Below are 22598 nucleotides of genomic sequence, written 5' to 3'. Positions count from 1 at the left end.
GCCGTGGTGAACCGCTTCAGGACGGAGCGCATGCTGGAGACCGCGCCCCGAGGGTGAGCCGCCCGGAGATGGCGTCGATGATCGTCGCGCCCACGGTGTTCTGGAAGTCCGAGCCCGCGCCGGTGTACCAGGCGACGGGGTCGTACTGGGCGTTGAAGGCGGCCTGCACGTAGTTGCGCTGTGGTGACTGGTCGAGGAATGCCTTGCTGTGCTGGGTCGGCAGCCACGCGGGGATGTGTCCGCCCTGCGCCCATACGGAGCTGTTGTCGAGCAGGGACTTGATGAACCGCGCCGCGTCCCGGGTGCGGGCGGCGGAACGTTGGGCGTTGCGTGGGATGACCAGTGCGTGCGAGTCGGCGTACGCCACCGGCTTCGGGCCGAGCAGCGCCGGGAAGGGGACGACGTTGAAGTGGAGGCTCTTGACCTGCCGGTACGAGGGGATCTGCCACTCGCCGTCGAAGAGGAACCCGGACTTGCCGGTGCTGAACAGGGCGTTCGCGCCAGAGCCGTTGAGGCTCTTCGGCATCAGGCCGCCCGCGGTGAGGCTCTGGATGAAGGCGAATGTCTCCTGCATCGCCTCGTTGTCGATGGCGATCCGGGTGCCGGAGTGGGTGACGATCGGTCCGGCCAGCCCGGAGTAGATCATGCAGAAGTATCGCCACGCCGTGGACGGATCCGCGGTGATCGACATCACCGCCCCGTACAGCGCGCCGCCCGCTTCCTTCATCGCCTTGACGGCGGCCAGGAAGTCCTCCTTGCCCTTGAGCGGAGTGAGGCCGTCGCCGGCGGGATTGAGGAGGCCGGCTTTGCGAGCCAGGTCCACGTTGTAGTAGAGGACGAAGGGGTGCGTGTCCAGGGGCACCGCGTACACCGTCCCGTCCACGGTGGCTTTCTGCCAGGCCGCAGGGGTGAACTTGTCGTTGGTGACGCCCAGTTCCCCGATCCCGGTCTGTGCGATCGGTTCCAGCAGGTCGGACGCGGCCAACAGCGGAAGCCGTGACAGATGGGAGATGGCGACGTCCGGGGGAGTGCCGCTCGCCGTGGCCAGTGCCAGTTTCGTGTAGTAGGGGCTGCCCCAGCCCAGGATGGTCGCCTCGACCGAGGTGTTGGGGTTGGCTTTCCGGAACGCGTCCTCCATCAGCACCATGTTGGCGCCGTCACCGCCGGTGAAAAGGTTCCAGGTGACTGGTTTGGTGGTCAGGCTGGGGTGGGGATCCAGGCGCCTCGGCCGTCGAAGAGTCGGGTGATGGTGTCGAGCAGGTTGCGGCCCTGCTTGGCGGCGGTAGATAGGTAGCCGCGCACGGCGAAGAAGCGCTCGGCTCCGGGTGCCGTGCGCCAGCCGCCGGAGATCTTCTGCTGGATCTTGGCCATCCGGATGGCCTGCTCGCTGGTGTTGTTGTCGAAGGGCACCCGCCAGTCGAAGGCGAACCGGAGCACCTGGTGGCTTTCGGTGTCGAGGCGGTCGAGCAGGTTCGCGGCCTTGTCCCGTTTGCGGCGTGGTTCGCCGGGGGCGCGGGGCGGGTGCAGGGTCCGTCCGGCGGCGATGATCTCCTCGTAGCGGGCGGTGAGGCGTTCGAGGGCGTCGACGGTGAAGCCGGTGGCGTGAGGGTGCGCGGTCTGGATGTTCTTGATCTCGTCCCAGGTGTCCACCAGCAGCGCGGCCAGCTCTTCGGCCCAGTCCTCGGGGTGGCCGGCAGGCGCGTTGTCCACGACGGAGGCCAGTTCGCGCAGGTGGTGGGCATTGCATAGGGCGTGGACCGCGTCGGTGTACGTCTTGTAGGGCTTCCAGCCGTCGTGGACCGCGATGCCGGTGAAGTGCGGTAGGACGCCCATGGCTTCGAACGCCTTCACGCCGCGCTTCGTGTGGACCTGGTAGAGCGTCAGCGAGCGGGTGCAGGCGGTGTGTACCCAGCAGGTGCGCCCCGCGATCCGGGTGCCGGTCTCGTCGAAGCCGACCACCTCGCACTCGATGAGTTGCTGCCGCACGGCCTCGGTGTGCGGGGCGACTGCCTCGGCGGCCTGCCCGGCCCACCCGAGCAGAGTCGCGGTGGCCACATCCGCGTCCAGGCAGTCGGCCAGCAGTTCGGCGCACCGCTCATAGGGCAGGTGCTGGCGAGTGAGCAGGTAGACCGCCAGGCTCTTCAGCCGCGGCCCGTACTGGGCCGGGGCGGCGGGGGCGTCGGAAGGGGTGGCGGCAGCGTTGACCTGCCCGCAGGCGCAGCGGCGGTGTTCGATGCGGTGCTCGGTCACCCGCAGGCGGATCTCGGGCAGGTCGAAGACCTGCCGCCGCTCGATGGAGACTACCTCGGCCCCGGTCAGGTCACCCGCGCAGCCCAGGCAGGCGGTCGGGGAATGGACCTCGATCGCGTCGGGCTCGTCGACCTGCATCAGCGCGCCCCCGGCGCCGCCGCGGGGCTTGCCCGGGCCTCGGCCCGAGGGCTTACGTAGCGACGTCGGCCTCGCCAGCCCGTCGCTGGACGGCGGCTTGGAGGAGTTCTTCGAGTTCATCCCCAGACGCCGCTTCAGCTCACCGTTCTCCGCGCGCAGCTCAGCGATCTCGGCCCGGGCGGCCGTCAGCTCGGCCCTCAACTCGCCAACGAGTGCAATCAGTTCCGCGTAGCTCGGCAGCGGCGGGGTGTCGGACACGAGATCCAATGATCAACGAGTTGGACGCCAAGATCAACTCAGTGCGCCAGGACCACCAAACCAGTTACTCTCCACGTATGGGAACGGCCCCGGGACGTTTCCTTCGTCCTCGAAGCACTCGCCCGGGAACAGCTGCTTGGTCCAGTCGGTGTGGCGGGTTTCTCCCTCGGCGGTTACACGGCGGCGGCCCTTGCCGGGGCCCGTGTCGATCCGCAGATCCTGTGGGCTGTACTGACGGGAACGGTCCCTCTGCCGGAGATCCCCGAGTTCCCCGGCGCGCTGGAGGCGCTGCGGAAGAAGTATCCGCTGGACGAGTCGTCACGACATGCACTGGATGCCGCCGCAGCAGACCTCTCGGATCCCCGAGTGCGGGCGGTCTTCCAGGTAGCCCCCGGAGCCGGCGGTCTCGTGACCTCGGAAAGCCTGGCAACCGTGCGGGTGCCTGTGGGCATCCGCTGGGGCGGAGCAGACACGGTCAACCCGTACGACGTCGACACCAGGCCGTACCTGGAGCGCATCCCCACAGCGAGTGGCTGCTCGGCCGGCCCCGATGTCCGCCACGACGACTTCTTCGCTCCGGAACCTGCCGACCCGACTGTCCGCGTTCGCGTCGGCAGGGAGGCGGTCGCCTTCTTCCAGCAGCACCTAGGCTGATCCCTCGGCGGAGACAGTGGCGGCGTAGAGCACGGGGCCATCTGCGTTGAGCAACGGACACCGGCGCTAAGGCAACTGCATTGGGCGACTAAGCGGATGACCTGAAGTTCTGCGCGGAATCCGGGGCGGCGGCGTCGGCCGGGCGCGATGGCCTCGATGACACGGGGACCTCGCCGGGTGTTGTATCGAGGTTGAACAAACTATGACAAAACCGGCGAGGTCAAGGCCAGTATGCGTCCGGCATCCGTGTTCGCCAACCCTCCCGGCGTGGCGGACCAGCACCTGTACCACCTGCTGCACCACCGCTGGCGGGAGGCCGCCCGCGTCGTGATGGTGCTGCTGTCCGCCGCCGGCCTGACCGCAGGAGAGATCGGCGAGCTGCTCGGCTACCACCCGGCCACGGTGCGCCGCTGGATCCACCGCTACCACGCCGACGGCGCCCCGGGCCTGGCCGACCGCCCCCGCCCAGGACGCCCCCGGCTCGGCGGGCCGAGGTTGAGCGAGCGCATCCGCCGCCTGCTGACCCGCCCCGGGCCGTGGACCGTCCGCCGGATCCACCACCGCCTGGGCCGGCCGAAGATCAGCCCGCGCACCGTTTACCGGCGCACGCGCGAGCAGGCGGCCTGGCGGCGGCCCCGCCTGACGGCCAAGGGCGACCCGAACCGGCGGCGCGTCCTGGCCGCCCTGCGCCGGCAACTGCGGGCCCTGCCCCGTGGGTCGGTGGTCCTGGCCGAGGACGAGACCCACCTGCACCTGCTGCCGCACATCCGGGCGAGCTGGATCCCGCGCGGGACGCGGCAGCAAGTGGCCACCCCGGGAAAGAACCGGCAGACCACCGTCTTCGGTGCCCTGGAGGTGGCCACCGGCGCCTGGGTCTACACCCTCGACCGCCGCCGCAGTGCCGCCACCTTCGTCGCCTTCCTCCAACTGCTGCTGGCCGCCTACCCCGACACCCCGGCCGTCGCGGTGCTCTGCGACAACGACAGCATCCACCACGCGAAGGCGGTGACCGCCTACCTGGCCGACCAGCCCCGCCTGCGCCTGCTGTTCGGCGCCCGCTACAGCCCGCACGACAACCCGGTCGAGCGCATCTGGGCCGCGCTGAAGGCGTTCCTCGCCAACACCGCCGTCACCTGGCCGAGCCGCCTGCGCCAGGTCCACGCCTTCTTCCGACAACGCTCACCCACCCAGATGCTGACCACCGCCGCACCCTGGTCCTCACCCTGGCTGCCGAGGGATTACGCGCAGAACTTCAGGTCATCCGCTTAGCCTGCGGAGCAGAGGCCGTCGTTCGGACAGAACACAACCCCCGTGTAGTTGTAGCCGGTCCGTATGGTCACGGGATTCGGGTCGGGGGGGATGTTGACGTAAGAACCCGCGTCAGCTGTGGCGGTGAAGTGGACCGTCGTCCCGACCGGGAAGCTTGCGGTGCAGGTGCAGGTGCCGGTCGGGTACGGCTGCGGGTCGCCGGTTGAGTACGGGTCCCACGCCGACTGGTGGCAGTTGATCCCGGCGGGCTGGCTGGTGATGGTTCCGCCGCCCCAGCCGTCGCTGACATACGCGGACAGTTGAGCGGTGGACTGAGCCTGAGCCGGGGCTACGGAGGCGATCGCGGCGGCCGTGGCGAGTGCGGTGACGACTCCCGTCGCGCGCCAGGCGCGGCTTCTGTTCTTACTCATGGGCGGCTCCTCTGATCGAACCAACCCCCTGCGACTAGGCTATTCGCCCCCTCAGGGACGCACAAACCGGGCGAGTTCGCCGTCGGTACCGACGACGGTTGCTCTCGACGGCCGAAGCGACGGTGCCTACAGAGAGGAGGTTCTCTGGCGGCGCCTTCGGCACGCCGTCACGCGGGCGCGGTGGCACGTTCCTTGTACAGCTGGACCGCGTGCTCGACCATCGACGCGGTGAGCGTGGTGACCCACACCATGGTCCTGTAGTCGGTGGAGAATCGGGTGAGCGCAATGTTGCCCACCTGGCCGACTATCTCCCGCTCCAAGAAGCCCATGCTGTGGATGTCGCCGTGCGCGAGCGCGCTGCACGCGCTCCACGCGGCCTCGGCCTGGTCCGCGCCCATGCCGGCGAGGTGCTCGCCCGCGGTCTTGACCATGGTCTTGTAGTTGAAGACCAGCTCCCTCTTCACGTCACTCGCCAGGATCCCGGCAGCGATGGCCAGGTCCCTGATCTGCTTGTCGCGCTCGTTCTTGGGGCGATTGGGCGTCAGGCCCAGGAGGTCGTGCATGCGGCCCATGTGCTTGTCGTTGTCCGCCTGCAGGGCCAGCCTGCGCTTGATGCGCGTCAGACGCTTGCCTGGCGCGAGTAGCCAGACCGCGCGGGCACCGTTTTCGAACGCGGCGCGCAGCAGCGTCGCTTGCGCATAGGTGTGCAGCGTGACGGTGATCTCGTCGCCCTGCTGGTCGCCGATCAGGCTGCGGCGGAGGCAGTGCAAGTGATCGGCAGCGACGGTGATTGCCTGCTGGGCCAGATGGGAGACCTGATACGGGTTGGTCTTGGCGTCGTCACCAGCCAGGGGACTCCGCGGCTGCACGTCCCAGGCCGACGAGGGCGCGGCGGTGAGCGCCTCGTAGGGCTTCGTCTTCTCCAGCGGGTGCGGGTCCTTCCAGGGGAGTTCGGTGATCAAGCTGTGAGGCCGTATCCGTCCTGGTAGCGGGCCTGATGGTTCCTCACCAGCTCCTGCCCGATATGGAACTGGAAGTATGCGTCCATGTCCCCGTTGGCCTCGACCGCGCGCAACACCAGCACCGCCTCGGCCTCGGCCAGTCCCCACCGTGCTCCGCACAGATCCATACGGTCGGCGATCAGGTGGCGCGCTGCTCCCTCGATCACTCCGGTCGCGATCGGCCACCCCTGCTCCAGCGCCGCGGGATAGTCCAGGGTGACTGGATAGCTGCCCCCCTCTGTTCGGAGGCGTGTGTGGTCTCCGGTCGGCGGACCGGTGGGGTTCAGGTGGTGGCGGGCATCCAGGGTCTGCCGCGCATGGCTCGGTCGAGAACGTCGAGCGCGTTCTGGCCGTGGCGGTCGGGGGCCCAGGCGTCATGCATGGCCACCCCGCGGAAGGCGGGTAGGATCCCGGCGGCGTCAATCGCCTCGGCCCCACGCCTTCGGTGCACGCTCAAGTGCACGAACACGCCGGTGGAGGCGGAGTGCAACCAGTGCAGCCGGCCGGCGGTACGAAAACCCGTCTCGTCGAAGAACGCCAACGGCGCGGCTGCCACCTTCTCGGCGACCACCCGGCCGAACGTGTCCAGAATCTGCGCGCAGCGCCGCACCCAGCCCGCCACGGTGGCCACCGCGACACGGGCGCCGAACAGATCGGCCAGCGCCCGGGCGGTACGGTCCTTCGACAGCAACTGCCCGTGCATCAGATACACCCCGGCAGCCGCCAGCCGCGGCCCATACTGCACCGGAGCACCCACCCCGTCCGGCGCGGCCGCCCTCACCTTCTTCCCGCAGGCACATCGCACCGACACCAGCCGGTGCTCGGTCACCTCCAGCCGTATTTCCTCAAGCAGTTCGAAGACCTGCCGCCGCTCCGTCCCCACCTCAGGCGCATACGTGAGGTCGGCACCGCAACCACCACAGGAGTCGGGCCGGTGAGTGAACGTCTCGTCCGGGGCCTCGACCTGGCGCAGTGTGATACCCGGCTGCCCCTTCGGACGGCCCGGACCACGCCCCGACTTCCCCCGCAGCGACTTCGGCGCCGGCTTGGCCAGGCCATCCGAAGACGGGGGCTTCGAGGAGTTCGCGGAGTTTTGGCTCAGCCGGGCCCGCAGGCCCATGACTCGGCCTCCAATGCCACGATCCGCTCACTGGCCACCGCCAACTCGCTCCGCAATCCCGTCACCAGCACCGCGAGTTCCTCATAGCTAGGCAACACCGCGGTCTGGGACATGAGACCCGATGATCACCGAACCGGACGCCAAGATCAAGTCCACTGTGAGCGACCAGCTATCCAGTCACTTCGTCTTTAGGTGTGATCGCCGCTAATTAGCCGGTGATCAGCGTCGCGCCTCCTGGCTTGTGCGTCAGTCATCGGCACCCGGAAGGATCGCTCCGAGTCGAGCCGACGGGTCTGCGGGCTCAGACCAGGCCGTGCTGATACGCGGCGACGACTGCCTGGACGCGGTCGCGCAGGCCGAGTTTGGTGAGCAGCCGGGATACGTGGGTCTTCACCGTGGCTTCGGTCACCACCAGGGTGTCGGCGATCTCTGCGTTACTCATGCCTTGGGCCAGCAGTCGCAGCACCTGCGTCTCCCGTTGGCTGAGGACGTCGAAACGGGGTGGAACGGCGGGCTCGGTGAGGGACGGCAGCGCTCGCTTGATGAGCCCGCGGGTGATGGCTGGGTCGAGCAGCGCATCGCCTGAGGCGACGACTCGGACGGCATGCACGAGCTGCTCCGGAGTGGAGTCCTTCAGGAGGAAGCCACTGGCGCCGGCGCGCAATGCGTGGGCCACGTGGTCCTGGCTTCCGAAGGTGGTGAGGATGAGCACCTTGCAGTCGCGTAGCTGTCGGGTCGCGGTGATGCCGTCCATGGCAGGCATCTGGATGTCCATCATGATCACGTCGGGGGTGAGCTGTCGTGCTTTTTCCACGGCCGCGGTGCCGGTGCCGGCCTCGCCGACGACCTCGATGTCCGGCTGGGCGGACAAGATCATGGCGAATCCGTGCCGCATCAGGGGCTGGTCGTCTGCGATCAGGACGCGGATGTTGTTCATGGGCACTCCCGGAGTCGGAGGGTGGCGCGCAGGGCGTAGCCGCCGCCGGGCACCGGGCCGGAGAAGACCTCGCCGCCGAAAAGGGCCGCGCGGCGGCGGATGCCGTCCAAGCCGTGGCCGCCCGAGCCGAGATCAGCCGCCACGGCAGTCGGTCGAGCGTTGGTCACCCGTAGGTCGAGCATGTCGCCGGTGCGGGTGACCTCGACGCGCGTGGCGACGTGCCCGGCATGCTTGATCACGTTGGTGAGGGCCTCTTGAACGATCCGGTATGCGGTGATCGAGGCCGTACGCCCGGGCGGTTCGGGCACGTCGATGTGCACCTCGACGGGAAGCCCGCTTGTTCGCAGCCGGTTGGCCAGGGCCGACAGATCGGCGATCCCCGGAGCGGGTCCGAAGCCTTCCGCGTCGGCGGGTACGGGTCCGCTCTCGTCACCGACCGGACGCAGGACGTCGACCAGCCGTCGCATCTCCGCCATGGCCTCCCGCCCGCCGTCGATCATGGCGGTGAGTAGCGGCCGGGCGGGGTGATCATCGGTCAGGCTGGTCCGCACGGCGCCGGCTTGGACGACGAGCAGGCTCACATGGTGCCCGATCGCGTCGTGCAGTTCCCGGGCGATCCACACCCGTTCGGCAAGGACGGCCTGCGCGGCTCCCAGGCGCTGTTCGACGGCGGCACGTTCGAGCAGTCGGCGGTGCTCACCGATGTACAGGCCGATCGCCGCTGCCATCGTGCAGGTCATGACCGCCGCGAGGAATCCGGCGAGATGGTGGGTGGCCGCCGTGGCCGCGCCGTAGGCGGTCACGACAGCGAGGGCCGCGATGGCGGTGACTCGCCAGGTGGAGATGGTCGCCAGCGTGTAGAGGGCAATCGCGGGGAGCAGTGGCCCGATGATGCTTCGGTCCGCGATGGTCGCTGCGGCCAGGGCGCACGCCGCTGTGACGGCGAGGACGGGCAGCGGGTAGCGTCTGCGGAAGGCGAGCGCGGCCACGCTGCCAAGCTCGGCGGCACACGCGCCCCACGCGCGTGCCGGGTCGCCCCCGGTGCGCACGCCCACAAGTGCGCCGACGACGGCGAGTACGGCGAGCGTGCCGGCGACCGCGAGGTCGCCGGCACGTCGCCACCGTATGGTTGCCACCGGATCAGGCGTCCCGGTGGGCGGTGCGCCACGCGCCCGCGACGGACGCCACCGCGACCCAGCCGGCCAGGACGGCAGCGGCGGTCGCCACCGACATGGGCACGGTGTAGGCACCGCCCACCGAGATGGGGACGAGCCGCTCAGCCGCGGCGTTTGGGAGGAGTTCCCGCGCCTGTCCGAGGCTCGTGGCGTGCTCCAGCACTCGGGACAGGGCCAGGTTCCAGCCCAGCATGAGTCCGACCGCGATGCTCCGAGAATCGAGCAGCGAGGAGAGTCCGACCGCCATCACAGCAGTGACCGCGATCGACAGGGTGACCGCGAGTCCGCTCGAGGCCAGCGCGCCCGCTGTCGGAGCAGCTCCCGGGCCGGCCAGTAGCACCGCGCCGACCGCCGCCACGGCGACCGCGGGAACGGTGAATGCCAGGACCACCAGCAGCGCCGCTGGCAAGCGCACCGCGAACAGTGCCAGCCTCGACCGGCCCGAGGAGACCAGATCCCGCAATACCCCGGCGGCCGCGTCTCCACCGCCGGCCGCTGTACCGATCATCACTGCCGCGACCCCTCCCAGATAGCTCACGAGCATGATGGCGTTGACAAGCCCGCGCGTTCCACCGGCTGGCCCGAAGTGCGCGGGGTCGGTGATGTGCCGAACCGCCCCGAACCCGTAGAACAGTAGCTGCGCTCCAACGAACAAGACGCCCGACCAGGCCATCAGCCCCCGACGCCGGTACAACTTGAGCAGGTCCGCGCGGATCATCCTGATACAGGTGGTCATTTCGCCGCCTCCAGACGTGACGTGATTTCAAGGAAACGCTCTTCGAGAGTCGCCCGCACCGGCTCCAGCCGTTCCACGGCGATTCCCGCCTCGACCATGCACCGGTTCACCTCTGCAACGGTGACTCCCGGGGCCGGGGTGACCCGGAGCAGGCCGTCCGTCCCGGGCACCGTCTGGGCCGCCACGGCGTGCTGCCGAAGCACTGTCACCGCCCTTTCCTGGTCGTCGCAGCCGACGAGAACCTGCTTTCCCTCGTGGGCGATCTGGGTCACCGGACCCGCGGCCAGCAGCCGACCGCGGTCCATGATGGCTACTAGGTCGCAGGTCTTCTCCACCTCGTCGAGCAGGTGCGAACTGACCACGACCGTGCGGCCCTCATCGACCAGTGACCCGATCAGGTGGCGCATCTGGAGGATGCCTGACGGGTCCAGGCCGTTCATCGGCTCGTCGAGGATGAGCAACGCCGGGTCACTCAGCAGGCAGCGGGCGATGCCGAGCCGCTGCCGCATCCCCAGGGAGTAGTCGCCGACCCGGTCGTCGGCCCGGTCGGTGAGCCCGACCCGTTGGAGGGTCCCCTCCACCCGGCCAGACGCCGACGGGTCCCGGACAGCGGCTGCGACCAGGAGGTTCTCCCGGCCGGTCAGGTGAAGGTGGAACCGAGGCTCTTCCACGATGGCCCCGACACCCGCCAGGGCCCTTCCCCGCCCGGCCGGCATCGGCAGGCCCAGCAGCCGGACCGTCCCAGACGTCGGCTGCGTCAGCCCGAGCACCATCCGGATCAACGTCGTCTTTCCGGCCCCGTTGGGGCCCAGCAGCCCGAACGCACACCCGGCCGGCACCTGCAGGTCCAGCCCGGCGACCGCATCGCGATCGCCGAACCGTTTCGTCAGTCCGGCTGTCTCCAACACCGTGATTCCACGCGTCTTTTCCATGGACAGGAAGCTACTGACGACCTGGTCAACGGCCATCAGGCGTGAGAGCGAAGCCCGATGTCGTCCTCGGGCTCAATCCGCGTCTCGCTCCATCTTTCGGATGACTGAGAAGCCCTATCTCAACCGATCACGGAACGTGCGGGTCGAACAGGTTTCCCGCCGGGGTGATCTTCCGGCGCACGCGCATGAAGGCAGGGCCTCTCGGTAGCCCGGGGATACGCATCGAACCGAGCAATGCCGGGAGGCCCTGGTGTCGTTGTTGTATGAGCCCGTCCAGTTCAACTCGGCTGCTCCATCGTGTGATTGCCTCGCGCACGCGTACGGCAACGCGGCCGATCATCCCGACCGGGTGCACCGGTGACCTGGAGCATTGTCCGGAGCATGACGGGGCGGGGAGATCTTTCGGACGGATAGCGGGCGCAGATCTTATACGGCCCGGGCAGCCCGCTGATCATGCTCACCGACGCGTTGCCCTCATGTCTGCGGAACGCGGTGTGTGGCGACGTTGAGGGCGATCGCGGCGGTAAGAATCCAAATGGCCTGCACGACCGACATGACGATGGCGAAGATGAGCCCGGGGGTGCCGAACACGGCCGCGATGCCCGCGACGACGAAGAGCGCCGCAACGACTTTGGCGGAGTCGGCATACCGCTTGCGCAGCACGCAGGGGCGCAGGGCGTACCCGATGCCGATGAAGACCAACGGTGCGGGCGCCAGAGGGAAGATGCGTGCGAAGACTCCGTTGCTCAGGGCGAAAGTAGTGGCCACGGTGGCCGCGTCCTTCGCGTGAGCGGCAGCGGGTACCGCTTCCAGGAGGGCCGCTTCGATGAGGACGACCGCGAGCAGTACCGCGCAGCCCACGAGAGTGACGAGACCGGCCAACTGCCGCACGGTACCGCTGTGGTCCAGGAGAGTCAGGAAGAACAGGATGCTGAGCGTCGCGCCGGTGACTTGAAGCCACCCACCGGCGTAGAACAACAAGGTGTGGCTGTTCGCGTAGGTGATCAGCTGATGGGGTGACGCGCCCGCGTAGGGCCAACTGGTCAGTGCCGGCACGGCGAAATAGATGATCAACAGGACGGGGCCCGCGATACCCGCCCAGGCACCCCAACGGCGAGCTCCTCGGCCCCAGTCGTCGGGCCAGTTGGATGCTTGGGGCGGGACCTGTGAGGGCAGGGCCGAACTCCGCTTCGGCGCGTCCGCATCTGAGCTCATCAGACCCCCCTGTCGATAGCCAGTGACAGTGGATCGGCATGGCACCTCCGTGTCAAGAACCCTGGCTGCGACGGGACGACGGTAGCCCGAGCGCAGTCGTCGGCACCAACCGCAGTGAGCACTGCACGTTCTTAACGGTGGTTTGTTAGTTCGGGGGGTAGAGGTTCAGGGTCTGTCCGGTGGTGACCGCGTCGATCAGGGCTTGGAGTTCGGGTGGAGGGGGCGCGTTGGACCAGGCCCGCCACCAGCGTTGCAGCACGATCGACGGGGTCAGCCAGCCGCGGACGGCGCGAATCGCCTTCGGCCAGCACGGCGGTGGGGGCGGGGCCGGCAGTGCCGGGCCCCTCTCTCCAGCGTCGGCTTCCGGCACCAGTGTTGACGTACTCTCAGGTCCCGCACTGGTGCGTCCTGCTTCCCAGCAGAAGGCGAACGCGCAATTGACCAGGGTCTGGTGGCGGCGGATCGCGACATTGGAGCGCACCTGGAAGTCGGCCCACCCCAGCTCGTCCTTGACCTGCTTGTAGCCCTGCTCGATCCAGTTTCGAATCCCGTAGATCCGCACGACCTCGGCCAGGTCCGCGGGCGGATAGGGGGACTCGGCCGCGCGGGGCGAGCCGGGGCGGGGCAGGTCGGTGGCCAGGTACCAGGTGGCCTTCTCCGGCAGGGTGGACGGATCGGCGGTGGCCACCACCAGCCGCGTCAGGCCGTCCGGACCCCAAAAGCCCAAGGTGGCGTCGGCGGCCCACCAGGTGGCGGTGTGCCCGTCGCGGAAGGTGCGCACCACCGGCGTCCAGGCGCCGGGCTCCTCGGGGCCGTGCCAGGCCAGTTCGCGGGCGGCGTCCACCGGGGTGCGGGCCTGGTCGCCGTAGGCCCACACCCCGCGGCGGCGCTTGACGGCCATCACGAACGGCACCTTGGCGGCGTGCAGCTCGCACCGGAAGTCGTCCAGGTCCCCGTAGGCGCCGTCGGCCACCGCCGCCCGGAACGCGATCCCCAAGAACCTGGCCTGACAGGCAAGTTGGGCGGCAATCTTCCACTTGGTACGGAAGGCCGGGTCGCTCTTCCCCCGCGGGAAGTGGTGGGCCGGGGTGTAGGGCACGGCGTGCAGCGGGTAGTAGAGGCGCTCGTCGGCCCACAGCGTGGTCACCGTGACCACGGCGTTGTCGGTCTTGCCGTACCGGCCCAGCCACTGCCGGCCCACGTGCGCGGTGGCGGTGCCGTCCTTGCGGTCCCCGGAGTCGTCGATGACCAGCACCCCGCCGGCGTGCGGGGCGGTCGCCTCGCCCTGCAGCAGCAGCTCCAGCCGCCGGGCGTTGACCCGCTCAGGGTCCCAGGTCGACTCGGACAGGAAGAACTGCAGCCGCTGCACCGCCGGGTGCTGGGCCCCCACGACCGGCTCCGCCCCGGCCAGGCAGGTCAGCGTCTTGTTCCGGTCCCGCGGGGCCAGCAGCCCGGTCAGGTACTCCCTAAACCCGCGCCGCTGCGCCAGCGACGAGAACAGGTCGTCGAACCGGGCCGCGTAGCCCTCCAGCGGCCCCGGCGCCGGCGGGCACGGACGCCTCGCGGTCACCATCGCGACCACCTCCGAACAACATCGCCCCCGCCTACCGGCCTACCGCACGTTCCGCCCCAGGTCAACAAATCACCGTTAAGGCCCTGAGGGCTCCGGGGCCACCGCCGCGTCCCTGCGCCGCTGGACCTCGTGATCGAAGCAGGTATAGCTTGCGCTGAACCATCACACCGCACCAGAGGGAACTCACACATGCCTACCGCTGCTGACACCGTCCGCGAATGGAAGCGCCGAATGCGGGCACGGGAGTTCGACCGCATGGCCGACGTTGTAGACCTCGAAGGCTACACAGAAATCTGTCTCGGCCTCACCGGCTGGACGACCGGCTACGACGTTGCCCTCCAGAACTACATCCGGAACATGGTCGAGCCATGGAGCGACCAGGTAACCACGGAAGTGGAGAGCGTCGAGGGCGAGGATGCCGTTGTAACCCGCTCACACCTCGAAGCAACGCATACTGGCGAGTTTCTCGGTATCTCCGCCACCGGGCGCCGAGTCGAATGGGACGCGATCACCATTGTGAAGGTCCGCGAGGGGCGCGTAGTTGGCCAGTGGGCACAGCCAGACCTCTGGGGCATCTACCAGCAGCTGACTCGCCCCGAGTAAGAGTGCCCGGCAATAGGCGTTACTTGAGGCGTTTGGTGGTGGGGCAACCGTCCCAACGGTAGAGCGAGGTGGCGCGGCGGATGAGCATACGGAGCGTGACGATAGCGGCGGACAGGTAGAGGTAGAAGTCGACGACCTGGCTGCGTTTCTCGGTGCAGCGTCGCAGCTTGCCGAAGCCGTTCATCCACGCATGACTGCGCTCGACCACCCATCTCTTGCCGGCCTGGATCGGAGCGGGCACGCCTTTGCGGGCGATCTCGCCGGTGAAGCCGAGTTCCGACAACGCGGCCCAGGTCTTGTGGCTGTCGTAGCCACGGCCCAAGTTGACATTGACCTGATCTGGCAGGGACCCGACCTGCTCCTTCGCGGCCTCCAAGGTGGGTACGAGCAGCGGTGAATCGTGCCGGTTGGCCCCGGCTGAGACGATGCCCAGCGGGATGCCGCGGGCCTCGGTGGCCACCGAGCGATTCAGGCCCTGCTTGCCCCGGTCCACCGGGGAGCGCCCGGCGGCCTCGCCACCGCAGGGAGCCTTGGTGATGCAGCCGTCCACGGACAACTCGCCCAGCTCAAGGCCGATCATCCGGTCGTACGCCTCAAGCACCAGGGCGTGCAGCTGCCCGGCTATCCCGAGTTGGGCCCAGTAGGCGACTCGTCGTCGGTTGGTGCGGTCCGAGCATCCAGGAGTCGCGACACGTTCGTAGGACGAACAGCGCCAGCACCGCCCCGCAGGCCGCGAGCACGCCCAGCGCGTGCCGTCGCCGCAATGCGACCAGCCCGCAGCACACTGCGGTGCCCGCATAGGCGAGGGCGTCCACGGGGCGGGCGTCGGGCTGGCTGCGGCCGGCGACAGCCGCCAGGGCGATCGAGACCGCGAGACAGCACACGGCAAGCAGCAGGTCAAAGCCCACGGAGCGCCACCGGGCGGGACAGCGGGCGGGGACGGCTATGCACACGCATCGACGGTAGCGCCGTCCGGCACTCACCGGTCACACCCTGGCGCGGCGGAAGAACGCCGGTATGTGGGCCAGGAGTAGAGCAGCGAGTGCCGCCAACGCGAGCGCTGCGCGCGTCATGATCGTGGGGTCGTGGGCGCCGAAGGTCAGCGCATAGCCTCCGTAGGCGATGAGCACGGCCCAGCAACTCCACCAGGCCCAGCGTTGCCGGGCTCGGAAGGGTATCGACACGATGGCCAGGAAGAGCAGGGCGAAGGGCAGTTCGTGCAGGACGTAGCCGCGTTCCAGGAGGGTGATGTAGTGCGCGGTGCCGGGCTGTTGCGCCCGCACGCCCGCCCAGGAGACGCCGACGAGACGAGTGAACGTGCCCGAGTGGTCGGCGGGCAGCCCGGTCCCAGCAGTGGCCATCAGGTCCAGCAGCGCTGCGAGGGCGTTGAAGCCGCCCAGCACAAGCAGTGCCGCCCAGGCGGCGGTCGACCAGCGGGAGATCCTTGCATCGGTGGGTTTCGTCATGACGATGACGATCCCGCCCGGCGGTCGTACACCGCGTCCGCCCGCAGGCGACACCAGCGGCATACGTCAGCCGACGTACGCACACCCGCGACCGTGCCGCCGCGCTACCGACGGCGGAGAAGGACTGGGCAACCCTCAGCGATCCCTGACGGTTTCCTCGCTACTGTAAGCAGGCTGCCCAGGGCATCGACGGTGCAGGGGTGGCGGCGGGCGAGGATCGGGGCCGAGGAGCAGCGGTCAACGCTGACATTGATCTTGGAACAGAGGGTCCGCGTCCCGATCGCGGAGATCGCTGGCGGTCAGGACGCGGCCGGCCCTGATCGAGGCCAGCCTGCCCTTCGACCGCGGCCAGGTATGAGGCAACTGGTCACGGCCGTGCTCGCCTGGAAGCCCCCGAACGTCCCGCCCCGTGACTACGAGCAAATCGCCCTCCAGTTGACTGGCCACGCCCGCGCGGTGCAGCCGCTGTCCAGCACCGCGCCTGCCAACTGGCGTAGAACAGCGACTACATGGCCCTCGCCGAGGTCGTCCTGGGCGAGGCCAAGCGGCGGCTGTGCGTACCGATGGAGGGAACCGCGGCATGCATCCACGGCCGCACGCACCTGGTGCGGGGGCTCTACGAGCGGCTCGTCCGCCTCGCCGACACCTCCCCGTCAGGCCTCATCAGCGGAAACTCAGCCGCCGCGAACGGTTAGACGACAGCTTCTACCCGCACCGCACCGGTCGGCGTGATCCAGTTCACAGAGATGATGTGCATAGAAGGACGGTGGCCTGGTCCTTTCAAGGGGTGCATTCGCGTGAGAGAGGGGAACCCTGCCGATGGCGCGGTCCAGGGACGTGGAGTTCCACGATTTTGTGTCCAGCCGCTGGTCGGCCGTCTTCCATTTCGCGCGGCTGCTCACCGGCGGCGACCGGTACCGTGCCGAGGATCTGATGCAGGAGGCGTTCGTCAAGCTGTGGTTCGCCTGGCCCAGGGTGGGACAACAGGCCCCCGAGCCCTACATACGGAAGGTACTGGCCCGCGCGGCCATGCGTTCGGCGCGACGGCGCTGGTGGGCCGAACGCCCCGCCGATCTACTGCCCGAACGCGCCGACACGGCCGACGAGACGACGAGAGTCGACGAACGCGCCCGTCTCGAGGCCGCTTTGGCGCTGCTGCCTGCACGGCAGCGGACCGCAGTGGTACTGCGTTACTACCAGGACCTCTCCGAAAGCCAGGTCGCTGAAGCGATGGGCTGCCCGCTGGGAACGGCGCGCTCCCTGGTCACCAGGGGTGTGGCCCGCCTGCGGCAGGCAATGGCCGAGACCGCCGAGCCGGTGAAGTGAGGAAAGCCACGATGGACCACTTCGAAAAGGAGCTCTCGCGGATGATGCGCGAAACCGAGCAACACGCGCCTTTCCAGCGCCAACAGCAAAAACGTCTCCGGGCAGGGGTGCGCACGCGCCGCCGTACCCGGGGCGCCTGGATAGCCGCCGGATCCGCCCTTACGGTCGCCGGCATGGCCATCGGCGCGGCCACCATCTCGAACGCCTTCGCCCACGACCCGGCGGCACCGGCGCATACGGCGCAATCAGCGCAGGCCATCCACCATCCCTCCTTCCTCCAGGCGTTGCAGCATGACATCCCCGCGGAACTGGGGCGCCTGCACAACGACACCAAACCGAACTCCTTCGTCCTCATCGGCCCGAAGGGCACCAAGACCAACCTGGCGGTGTATATCTACCGGACCAGCAGCGCCAGCGCCGGGACCGCTGACTCGTGCGCCCCGGCCCGCAAGAAGGCCGCCCTCACCGGCGCCCCCATCTCCTGCACACAGCTACCCGTCCCCGGGGGCAGCGGCTGGAGCATGTCCGGTACCGAACAGGGCCTCAAGTTCAACAGCATCAGCTACCAACGGCCCTACGGCGGCGAGTGGCTGATGGTCACCGTGGAAAGCTGCAACGCACTGCACGCCTGCGAGACTGGCAGCGACGCGACCCACCCGCCCCAGACCCCCACCACCAGCGCACCGCCGCTGAGCCTCGCCCAACTCAAGCGGATCGCCACCGACGAAGCCGTGATCTCCGCCTCCGGTGCCCCCTTGAAGGACCTCATCCCCCCGACTCCGCCTACGAATTCCGCGCCGCGGCACTGACTCCCGCACGCTGCCGACGGGCCTGACAGCGGGCGATGCGGTTCGTCGCGCTGTCGGGCTGTGTGCGGGCCGCCCTGACAAGGACGGCCCGCACGCAGCGGCGAGCCGACCCCGCCGGGATGAGTCTCCGGCCAGGACTGCCGCGACGGTGCAGCGCAGCGGTGTTGGACGCGGCCACGCAGTCCGCAGCCGGTGCACAGGCCGCAGGCGTTGCGGTAGGGCCCGCAGCGTTCGGCCTCGATGGCGGCGATGTCAGCGGGGGGACGGCAGGGCTTCGTCAAAGTTCTACCTTGCCCTGTTTGTCTGCATCGCTCTACCGCGAGACCGGGCTCTTGCTGTTCATCCCCGAGGCGTCCAATCGTTCGCGAGGAGGCCGAGGACGGCTTCGTCTGCGTATGCGCCGTACACCCAGGCGGAGCGCCGCAACGTTCCCTCCCGTGTGAACCCGCCCCTGGTTGCCGCCGCGAGCATCGGCGTGTTGTCCGTGAGGGTCTCGATCTGCAGGCCCTGCAGTCCGCGTACGGCGAATCCGTACTCGCACAGCGTGTGCAGGACATCGACACAGAGCCCACACGGCCGCGGAATGCGGGTCGCAGGGCGATCCCGATGTGAGCCGCTCGGTTGTGTGTATCGATGCCCCAGAGTAGGGCCTCGCCGACCAACTCCCGTGTCTCCAGCTCCACAACGGAGAAGCATGCTGTCTCGTCCGATGGTCCGGTCACGGCGAAGGGCGAGTGATCCGAGTGTGGTGATATGGGCCGCCACGGGCGAGAGTCGGCGCGTGACCGTGTGGCCACATCGTCGTACAGCTCGGACTGGAGAATTAGGACGTCGCTCTCGTGCCGGGCACGCAGCCCGATCTTCTCGCCATGTATCACAAACCATTGCTATACGAGGGGCAGCGGCCGACCAACCAAGTTGCCCCACCTGACCCACACAGGTGACAGTCATGAGAGCCCGAGGAGTGTGAGCGGTCGCCGGGGGTCGCGGGCGTTGCGGCGGAGGCCAGCGGCGATGTTGGTGACGCCGGCGATCTTCAGGGCGCCGATGGCCAGGTTGCGCCAGGTGGCCATGGCGCGAGGTGCGTTGCCGGTTCGCAGCTGGGAGGCGTCCTCGGCGAAGGTCGTGTCACGGACGTGGTGCAGGGCCTCCAACTTCCAGTGGTCGTGGATGAGCTTCGCGAGTTGGGTGGGGGTGGCTTGCTCGGCGGTCAGGCTGGTGACGGCATAGACGGTCTTGACGGTGATTCTGCCGGTCTTGCGGTCGGTGCGGCGTCGAAGTTGAACCGGCTGGATCAGCGCGGCTGAGCGAGCAAGACGGCTGAGGGCCGCTTCACCGTCACCGCCGAGGTGCGCGCCCAGGTCAACGCAGGCGCCTGAACGCGCCTCACGGCCGTCAACGCCCCCTGGTAGCGGGCTCTTTCTCCCCTCTACCGTGGAGAAGTCACCATCATCCGCGCGGGGAAGAAGGAGCCCTGCTGCCATGGAACCGCACGACGTCGCCACCGTCGAGACCGCCTTCGCCTCCTCCCTGATGGCTTTCGCCGATCTTGCCGGGCACCTGTTCGACCCGGGTGCCGAACGACTGGACCATGCCGCGCTGGAGGAGGTGATCGACCACCGCGGCCGGGAAGTGCTGCGGCTGCTGCTGCAAGACCACCTGGATTTACGCGCGATCCGTGAGGAAGCCGCGGCCACCGCCGGTTTGCACCCGCTGCCGACCGGGACCGATGCCATCACCCGCACCCGCAGGGAGAAGGGGCGCCGACGCCAACTGGCCACGGTGTTCGGGATGGTGGAGATCACCCGCATCGCCTACCGGGCGTCGAGGGCGCCCGATCTGCACCCCTTCGACGCGGCGTTGAACCTGCCGGCAGGTCTGCACTCGCACGGGCTGCGGCGCCGGTGCGTGCAGGAGGCGGTGCGCGGTTCCTTCGACCAGGTGGTCACGACGGTCACCGCAACGTGCGGGCCGGTGGTGGCCAAACGACAGGCCAGGGGGCTGGTGGCGGCCGCGGCGGTGGACGTGGCCGCCTTCTACGACCACCGGATCGCCGCGCCGGCCGGCGACGACACCGTGCTGGTGCTGACGTTCGACGCCAAGGGCGTGGTGATGGTCCCCGGCTCGCTGCGCGAGGCCACCCGCAAGAAAGCGCAGGCCAAGGGCGCCGGGGTCTATCGCACCCGGCTGGCGTCGGGGGAGAAACGCGGGCGCAAGCGGATGGCGCAGATGGCGGCGGTCTACGACGCCGAACCGGCCGTACGCCGCCCACACGACATCATCCGCCTGACCGCCGACGAGGATACTTCCGGCAGCGGCAGCGGCAGCGGCAGCGGCAGCGGGCGCCGCACAGGGCCCAGGGCGCGGGGGAAGTGGTTGACCGCGTCGCTGTCGCGGTCCGCGAAGCAGGTGGTGGCCGAGGCGTTCGACCGGGCCCAGGACCGCGACCCGCACCACCGGCGCACCTGGGTGGTGCTGCTGGACGGCGACAACCACCAGATCGACCTGGTCACCGCGGAAGCGAAGCGGCGCGAGGTGGAGGTGCACCTGGTGGTCGACTTCGTTCATGTGAGCGAATATCTGTGGCGCTGCGCGTGGTGCTTCTTCACCAGCGGCCAGCAGGAGGCCGAGCGGTGGGTAGGGGTGCAGCTGCTGGGTATCTTGTCCGGTCGCCTGGAGGCGACACTGACCGCCATCCGGCAGCAGGCCGCCGCGGCCGGACTGACCGGACAGCAGGGCAAACCAGTGCGGGAGGCGGTCGGCTACCTGGAGGCGAAACGGCCCTACCTGGACTATCCCGCGGCGCTGGAGCAGGGGTGGCCGATCGCGACGGGAGTGATCGAGGGAGCAGCGCGCCACCTGATCGCCGACCGTATGGATCTGTGCGGAGCACGGTGGGGACTGGCCGAGGCCGAGGCGGTGCTGGTGTTGCGCGCGGTCGAGGCCAACGGGGACATGGACGCATACTTCCAGTTCCATATCGGGCAGGAGCTGGTGAGGAACCATCAGGCCCGCTACCAGGACGGATACGGCCTCACAGCTTGATCACCGAACTCCCCTGGAAGGACCCGCACCCTTCTCCAGCCGCGTCAAGATGGCCTGGAGGTACTGCTGTTCGTCGTCGGCGCTGATCGTCACGGGATGAGAGTATTCGCCGGGCTCGCCCGCCTGCGACCGACTTTGAAGGGCGGGTGCAGAGCGTACGCGGCTGCGAGGGCGGCCAGGCCTTCAACGATGCGGGGTGGCTACACCACCGGTCGAACTTGCGGCCGGCCTGGAGCATGATCGGCCCCGCAGCCTGTGTGGCCGGGGGCCGATTGCCGATCTGTGTGGCCACCCACTGACCTGCGGTTTCGCCGATTGGCCGATTTTCGTCGCCGCCCGAAGCGTCCACGACAGCGCCGTCAGTCGCCGAGCTCGAGGTCGGGCCTATCGCTCCGAGGGGCGATCTGGGAACGCACGACGCTTATCGGGCTTCGGAGTCGTGGGGCCGCGCCAGACTTCGCGAGCGATCCAGAGGAAGAGTAGGCCGAGGACGACAATGCCGATGCGGGCCCCGATGCTGGCCCCCGGCTGGAACACGCCGATGACGCTGCTCACGCCCGCGAACCCGAACCAGATGGCGATGAGCACTCTGACGAGCTTTCTCATGCGCGGATCGTGGGGCCGCCGTGCCGTCTCGGGAAGGCTCGTACACCGCGGTCACTCGTCGAAGGACAGGTCGATGTCCGGTCGGCAGACGGAGCACGCGTCCAGGCCCTCGCGCAGCGCCGCGAGGGCATCGTGCGCGTCGACCTGGTGGGCCGGACCGTCGTCGACGTCGCAGGCGCCGATGTGCAGGGTCAGCCGTGCCGGTTCGTTCTCGCCTCCCTGCTCGACGACCTTGAAGGCGGGCCTGTGATCGCCGGTGAAGGTCGGCAGCGAGGTGGGGCGCGGCGGCTTCGCCGGCGGCGCTGGCGGCGCCGGCGGGGGCGTGGCCGGCTGCTCGCTCTCGGCGGCCTGGGCGAGGGCCTGGGCGACGGTGTCGCGTTGGAGCCGTAGGAAGATGCCGACGGTCTCGTTGTCGGTGACCTGTTCCTCGAGCCAGGCCAGGATGACGCGCAGGCGCGCGGGATCCGGGGGCAGCTCGTTCATGCGGTCATTCTGCCTGGCGGTGTCGGGGGCCGTCAGTCGTCGGCCTTGTGGTAGCCACGGCGGCCCGCGAGGGCGCGGGTGACGGTGGCGCCGTACCAGCGGTGCGCGCGCTCGGACTCGTCGTCTGGGGCGGGCCAGCGGCCCCGGGTGCGGTCGGAGCGGATCGTGGCGGCCTTGACCCCGGTGAGGTCTTCGATCTCCCGGGCGGTGTACAGGCGGCGCGGCTCGAGCTCGACGGCCGGGCGGTCGACGTGATCACGGACGAACGCGGCGACGGAGGCCGCGTCGTACGTCTGCTGTTTCCGCGCATGCCGAGAGGGGCGACCAGGCTTCGTCCTTGTTTGCCCACGAGCTCGCTGCAGCTCTGCGGCGCCCCACCAGCCTCGCCGGAGCCGCGTGAGACCAGGGGTGGACCAGACCCGAGTCAACCTGCTCGAGTGAACGCAGGTAGGAGTCCGCGGCGAAGACGGTGATGACCCGGTGGCCTACATGCCTCCGGTGCCACTGACTGGTACTTCCTAGCGAGCGGTCGGCCCACTCTCCGTCTCAGACGGTGCGCCCCGGCCGTGAGGGACGGCTGGCCGACCGTCCT

The 22598-nt window shown here is 69.0% G+C and carries 23 protein-coding genes and 4 pseudogenes; 7 read left to right on the top strand and 20 right to left on the bottom strand.

Features of this window, described 5'->3' with window-relative positions; all coding sequences use genetic code 11:
- Window positions 1–16: 16 nt before the first annotated feature.
- Entirely contained in the window at window positions 17–1138 is a 1122-nt protein-coding gene (locus ACQEXA_RS03725; protein ID WP_433128668.1) for an extracellular solute-binding protein, read from the bottom strand.
- Window positions 1139–1197: 59 nt separating this feature from the next.
- Entirely contained in the window at window positions 1198–2646 is a 1449-nt protein-coding gene (gene tnpC, locus ACQEXA_RS03720) for an IS66 family transposase (RefSeq protein WP_432920114.1), read from the bottom strand.
- A 150-nt stretch (window positions 2647–2796) separates the two neighbouring features.
- On the opposite strand from tnpC, the gene ACQEXA_RS03715 reads away from it, so the two are divergent.
- Complete coding sequence (locus ACQEXA_RS03715; protein ID WP_433128666.1) at window positions 2797–3300, top strand: hypothetical protein; 504 nt, start codon at window positions 2797–2799, stop codon at window positions 3298–3300.
- Between the two features lie 231 nt (window positions 3301–3531).
- Window positions 3532–4569: an IS630 family transposase gene (locus ACQEXA_RS03710; protein ID WP_433128664.1), complete on the top strand. Its 1038-nt coding sequence runs from the start codon at window positions 3532–3534 to the stop codon at window positions 4567–4569.
- Here the strand turns inward: ACQEXA_RS03710 and ACQEXA_RS03705 are convergent.
- From ACQEXA_RS03705 to ACQEXA_RS03655, 11 genes and pseudogenes are all read right to left on the bottom strand, one after another.
- A complete protein-coding gene (locus tag ACQEXA_RS03705; protein ID WP_433128662.1) occupies window positions 4566–4979 on the bottom strand; it encodes a hypothetical protein in 414 nt (137 codons plus the stop codon). The two genes, ACQEXA_RS03710 and ACQEXA_RS03705, sit on opposite strands and share 4 nt — an antisense overlap.
- 167 nt (window positions 4980–5146) lie before the next feature.
- The gene (locus tag ACQEXA_RS03700; RefSeq protein WP_433128660.1) at window positions 5147–5941 is read right to left on the bottom strand and encodes a hypothetical protein; all 795 of its coding nucleotides are present in this window, start codon (window positions 5939–5941) and stop codon (window positions 5147–5149) included.
- Window positions 5938–6195: pseudogene (locus tag ACQEXA_RS03695) on the bottom strand (ISKra4 family transposase); the annotation flags it as partial. The pseudogene ACQEXA_RS03695 and the gene ACQEXA_RS03700, both read right to left, overlap by 4 nt.
- 68 nt (window positions 6196–6263) lie before the next feature.
- The gene (locus ACQEXA_RS03690) at window positions 6264–7100 is read right to left on the bottom strand and encodes an IS66 family transposase (RefSeq protein WP_433128658.1); all 837 of its coding nucleotides are present in this window, start codon (window positions 7098–7100) and stop codon (window positions 6264–6266) included.
- Window positions 7079–7213 carry a hypothetical protein gene (locus ACQEXA_RS03685; RefSeq protein WP_433128656.1) on the bottom strand — a complete coding sequence of 45 codons (135 nt, stop codon included), beginning with the start codon at window positions 7211–7213 and terminating at the stop codon, window positions 7079–7081. Before ACQEXA_RS03685 ends, ACQEXA_RS03690 begins: the two co-directional genes overlap by 22 nt.
- 188 nt (window positions 7214–7401) lie before the next feature.
- A complete protein-coding gene (locus ACQEXA_RS03680; RefSeq protein ID WP_433128654.1) occupies window positions 7402–8037 on the bottom strand; it encodes a response regulator in 636 nt (211 codons plus the stop codon).
- The gene (locus ACQEXA_RS03675) at window positions 8034–9173 is read right to left on the bottom strand and encodes a sensor histidine kinase (RefSeq protein WP_433128652.1); all 1140 of its coding nucleotides are present in this window, start codon (window positions 9171–9173) and stop codon (window positions 8034–8036) included. Before ACQEXA_RS03675 ends, ACQEXA_RS03680 begins: the two co-directional genes overlap by 4 nt.
- Window positions 9174–9177: 4 nt before the next feature.
- On the bottom strand, window positions 9178–9948 hold the full coding sequence (locus tag ACQEXA_RS03670) for a hypothetical protein (protein WP_433128650.1): 771 nt from the start codon (window positions 9946–9948) through the stop codon (window positions 9178–9180).
- Window positions 9945–10880 carry an ABC transporter ATP-binding protein gene (locus ACQEXA_RS03665; protein WP_433128648.1) on the bottom strand — a complete coding sequence of 312 codons (936 nt, stop codon included), beginning with the start codon at window positions 10878–10880 and terminating at the stop codon, window positions 9945–9947. Before ACQEXA_RS03665 ends, ACQEXA_RS03670 begins: the two co-directional genes overlap by 4 nt.
- A 474-nt stretch (window positions 10881–11354) precedes the next feature.
- Window positions 11355–12095, bottom strand: coding sequence for a hypothetical protein (locus tag ACQEXA_RS03660; RefSeq protein ID WP_433128646.1), 741 nt, complete (start codon window positions 12093–12095; stop codon window positions 11355–11357).
- Window positions 12096–12226: 131 nt separating this feature from the next.
- Window positions 12227–13665, bottom strand: a pseudogene (locus tag ACQEXA_RS03655) (IS701 family transposase).
- Window positions 13666–13857: 192 nt separating this feature from the next.
- Between ACQEXA_RS03655 and ACQEXA_RS03650 the strand changes: the two are divergent.
- Window positions 13858–14271: an ester cyclase gene (locus ACQEXA_RS03650; protein WP_433128643.1), complete on the top strand. Its 414-nt coding sequence runs from the start codon at window positions 13858–13860 to the stop codon at window positions 14269–14271.
- Window positions 14272–14290: 19 nt separating this feature from the next.
- Here the strand turns inward: ACQEXA_RS03650 and ACQEXA_RS03645 are convergent.
- Window positions 14291–14977 (bottom strand): annotated as a pseudogene (locus ACQEXA_RS03645) (transposase); the annotation flags it as partial.
- Between the two features lie 280 nt (window positions 14978–15257).
- Window positions 15258–15737 carry a hypothetical protein gene (locus tag ACQEXA_RS03640; protein WP_432937959.1) on the bottom strand — a complete coding sequence of 160 codons (480 nt, stop codon included), beginning with the start codon at window positions 15735–15737 and terminating at the stop codon, window positions 15258–15260.
- Window positions 15738–16246: 509 nt separating this feature from the next.
- On the opposite strand from ACQEXA_RS03640, the gene ACQEXA_RS03635 reads away from it, so the two are divergent.
- From ACQEXA_RS03635 to ACQEXA_RS03625, 3 genes are all read left to right on the top strand, one after another.
- Complete coding sequence (locus ACQEXA_RS03635) at window positions 16247–16432, top strand: hypothetical protein (RefSeq protein WP_432937962.1); 186 nt, start codon at window positions 16247–16249, stop codon at window positions 16430–16432.
- A 124-nt stretch (window positions 16433–16556) separates the two neighbouring features.
- Window positions 16557–17063, top strand: a complete 507-nt coding sequence (locus ACQEXA_RS03630) for a SigE family RNA polymerase sigma factor (protein WP_433128640.1) — start codon at window positions 16557–16559, stop codon at window positions 17061–17063.
- An 11-nt stretch (window positions 17064–17074) separates the two neighbouring features.
- Complete coding sequence (locus tag ACQEXA_RS03625) at window positions 17075–17872, top strand: hypothetical protein (protein WP_432937967.1); 798 nt, start codon at window positions 17075–17077, stop codon at window positions 17870–17872.
- Window positions 17873–18211: 339 nt separating this feature from the next.
- Here the strand turns inward: ACQEXA_RS03625 and ACQEXA_RS03620 are convergent.
- Both ACQEXA_RS03620 and ACQEXA_RS03615 read right to left on the bottom strand, forming a co-directional pair.
- A pseudogene (locus ACQEXA_RS03620) lies at window positions 18212–18750 on the bottom strand (GNAT family N-acetyltransferase).
- 69 nt (window positions 18751–18819) lie between these two features.
- On the bottom strand, window positions 18820–19356 hold the full coding sequence (locus ACQEXA_RS03615) for a hypothetical protein (RefSeq protein WP_432940090.1): 537 nt from the start codon (window positions 19354–19356) through the stop codon (window positions 18820–18822).
- On the opposite strand from ACQEXA_RS03615, the gene ACQEXA_RS03610 reads away from it, so the two are divergent.
- Complete coding sequence (locus tag ACQEXA_RS03610) at window positions 19355–20917, top strand: ISKra4 family transposase (RefSeq protein ID WP_433128638.1); 1563 nt, start codon at window positions 19355–19357, stop codon at window positions 20915–20917. The genes ACQEXA_RS03615 and ACQEXA_RS03610 overlap by 2 nt on opposite strands.
- Window positions 20918–21301: 384 nt before the next feature.
- Here the strand turns inward: ACQEXA_RS03610 and ACQEXA_RS03605 are convergent, their stop codons facing one another.
- Genes ACQEXA_RS03605 through ACQEXA_RS03595 form a run of 3 tightly spaced genes read right to left on the bottom strand, consistent with a single transcriptional unit; the run spans window position 21302 to window position 22434 of the window.
- The gene (locus tag ACQEXA_RS03605; RefSeq protein ID WP_433128636.1) at window positions 21302–21523 is read right to left on the bottom strand and encodes a hypothetical protein; all 222 of its coding nucleotides are present in this window, start codon (window positions 21521–21523) and stop codon (window positions 21302–21304) included.
- A gap of 51 nt (window positions 21524–21574) precedes the next feature.
- Window positions 21575–22006 (bottom strand): DUF6233 domain-containing protein, encoded by a 432-nt coding sequence (locus tag ACQEXA_RS03600; RefSeq protein WP_432937973.1) that lies wholly within the window; start codon window positions 22004–22006, stop codon window positions 21575–21577.
- A gap of 32 nt (window positions 22007–22038) precedes the next feature.
- Complete coding sequence (locus ACQEXA_RS03595) at window positions 22039–22434, bottom strand: helix-turn-helix transcriptional regulator (protein WP_432937976.1); 396 nt, start codon at window positions 22432–22434, stop codon at window positions 22039–22041.
- Window positions 22435–22598 lie beyond the last annotated feature (164 nt).

It is taken from the genome of Streptomyces sp. CA-106110 (assembly GCF_050936285.1).
Taxonomy (GTDB): domain Bacteria; phylum Actinomycetota; class Actinomycetes; order Streptomycetales; family Streptomycetaceae; genus Streptomyces.
The sequence above is the reverse complement of the archived record's forward strand: the minus strand, read 5'-3'. Positions and strand labels throughout refer to the sequence as shown.

What these genes read in the sequence shown, in the direction of transcription:
- ACQEXA_RS03600 (WP_432937973.1), bottom strand. Translation starts at nt 22,006, where the DNA reads ATGAACGAGCTGCCCCCGGATCCCGCGCGCCTGCGCGTCATCCTGGCC.
- ACQEXA_RS03710 (WP_433128664.1), top strand. Translation starts at nt 3,532, where the DNA reads ATGCGTCCGGCATCCGTGTTCGCCAACCCTCCCGGCGTGGCGGACCAG.
- ACQEXA_RS03640 (WP_432937959.1), bottom strand. Translation starts at nt 15,737, where the DNA reads ATGACGAAACCCACCGATGCAAGGATCTCCCGCTGGTCGACCGCCGCC.
- ACQEXA_RS03615 (WP_432940090.1), bottom strand. Translation starts at nt 19,356, where the DNA reads ATGGCAGCAGGGCTCCTTCTTCCCCGCGCGGATGATGGTGACTTCTCC.
- ACQEXA_RS03705 (WP_433128662.1), bottom strand. Translation starts at nt 4,979, where the DNA reads ATGAGTAAGAACAGAAGCCGCGCCTGGCGCGCGACGGGAGTCGTCACC.
- ACQEXA_RS03685 (WP_433128656.1), bottom strand. Translation starts at nt 7,213, where the DNA reads ATGTCCCAGACCGCGGTGTTGCCTAGCTATGAGGAACTCGCGGTGCTG.
- ACQEXA_RS03650 (WP_433128643.1), top strand. Translation starts at nt 13,858, where the DNA reads ATGCCTACCGCTGCTGACACCGTCCGCGAATGGAAGCGCCGAATGCGG.
- ACQEXA_RS03690 (WP_433128658.1), bottom strand. Translation starts at nt 7,100, where the DNA reads ATGGGCCTGCGGGCCCGGCTGAGCCAAAACTCCGCGAACTCCTCGAAG.
- ACQEXA_RS03680 (WP_433128654.1), bottom strand. Translation starts at nt 8,037, where the DNA reads ATGAACAACATCCGCGTCCTGATCGCAGACGACCAGCCCCTGATGCGG.
- ACQEXA_RS03630 (WP_433128640.1), top strand. Translation starts at nt 16,557, where the DNA reads ATGGCGCGGTCCAGGGACGTGGAGTTCCACGATTTTGTGTCCAGCCGC.
- ACQEXA_RS03725 (WP_433128668.1), bottom strand. Translation starts at nt 1,138, where the DNA reads ATGGAGGACGCGTTCCGGAAAGCCAACCCCAACACCTCGGTCGAGGCG.
- ACQEXA_RS03660 (WP_433128646.1), bottom strand. Translation starts at nt 12,095, where the DNA reads ATGAGCTCAGATGCGGACGCGCCGAAGCGGAGTTCGGCCCTGCCCTCA.
- ACQEXA_RS03625 (WP_432937967.1), top strand. Translation starts at nt 17,075, where the DNA reads ATGGACCACTTCGAAAAGGAGCTCTCGCGGATGATGCGCGAAACCGAG.
- ACQEXA_RS03610 (WP_433128638.1), top strand. Translation starts at nt 19,355, where the DNA reads ATGGAACCGCACGACGTCGCCACCGTCGAGACCGCCTTCGCCTCCTCC.
- ACQEXA_RS03605 (WP_433128636.1), bottom strand. Translation starts at nt 21,523, where the DNA reads ATGAGAAAGCTCGTCAGAGTGCTCATCGCCATCTGGTTCGGGTTCGCG.
- ACQEXA_RS03670 (WP_433128650.1), bottom strand. Translation starts at nt 9,948, where the DNA reads ATGACCACCTGTATCAGGATGATCCGCGCGGACCTGCTCAAGTTGTAC.
- ACQEXA_RS03665 (WP_433128648.1), bottom strand. Translation starts at nt 10,880, where the DNA reads ATGGAAAAGACGCGTGGAATCACGGTGTTGGAGACAGCCGGACTGACG.
- ACQEXA_RS03635 (WP_432937962.1), top strand. Translation starts at nt 16,247, where the DNA reads ATGGCCCTCGCCGAGGTCGTCCTGGGCGAGGCCAAGCGGCGGCTGTGC.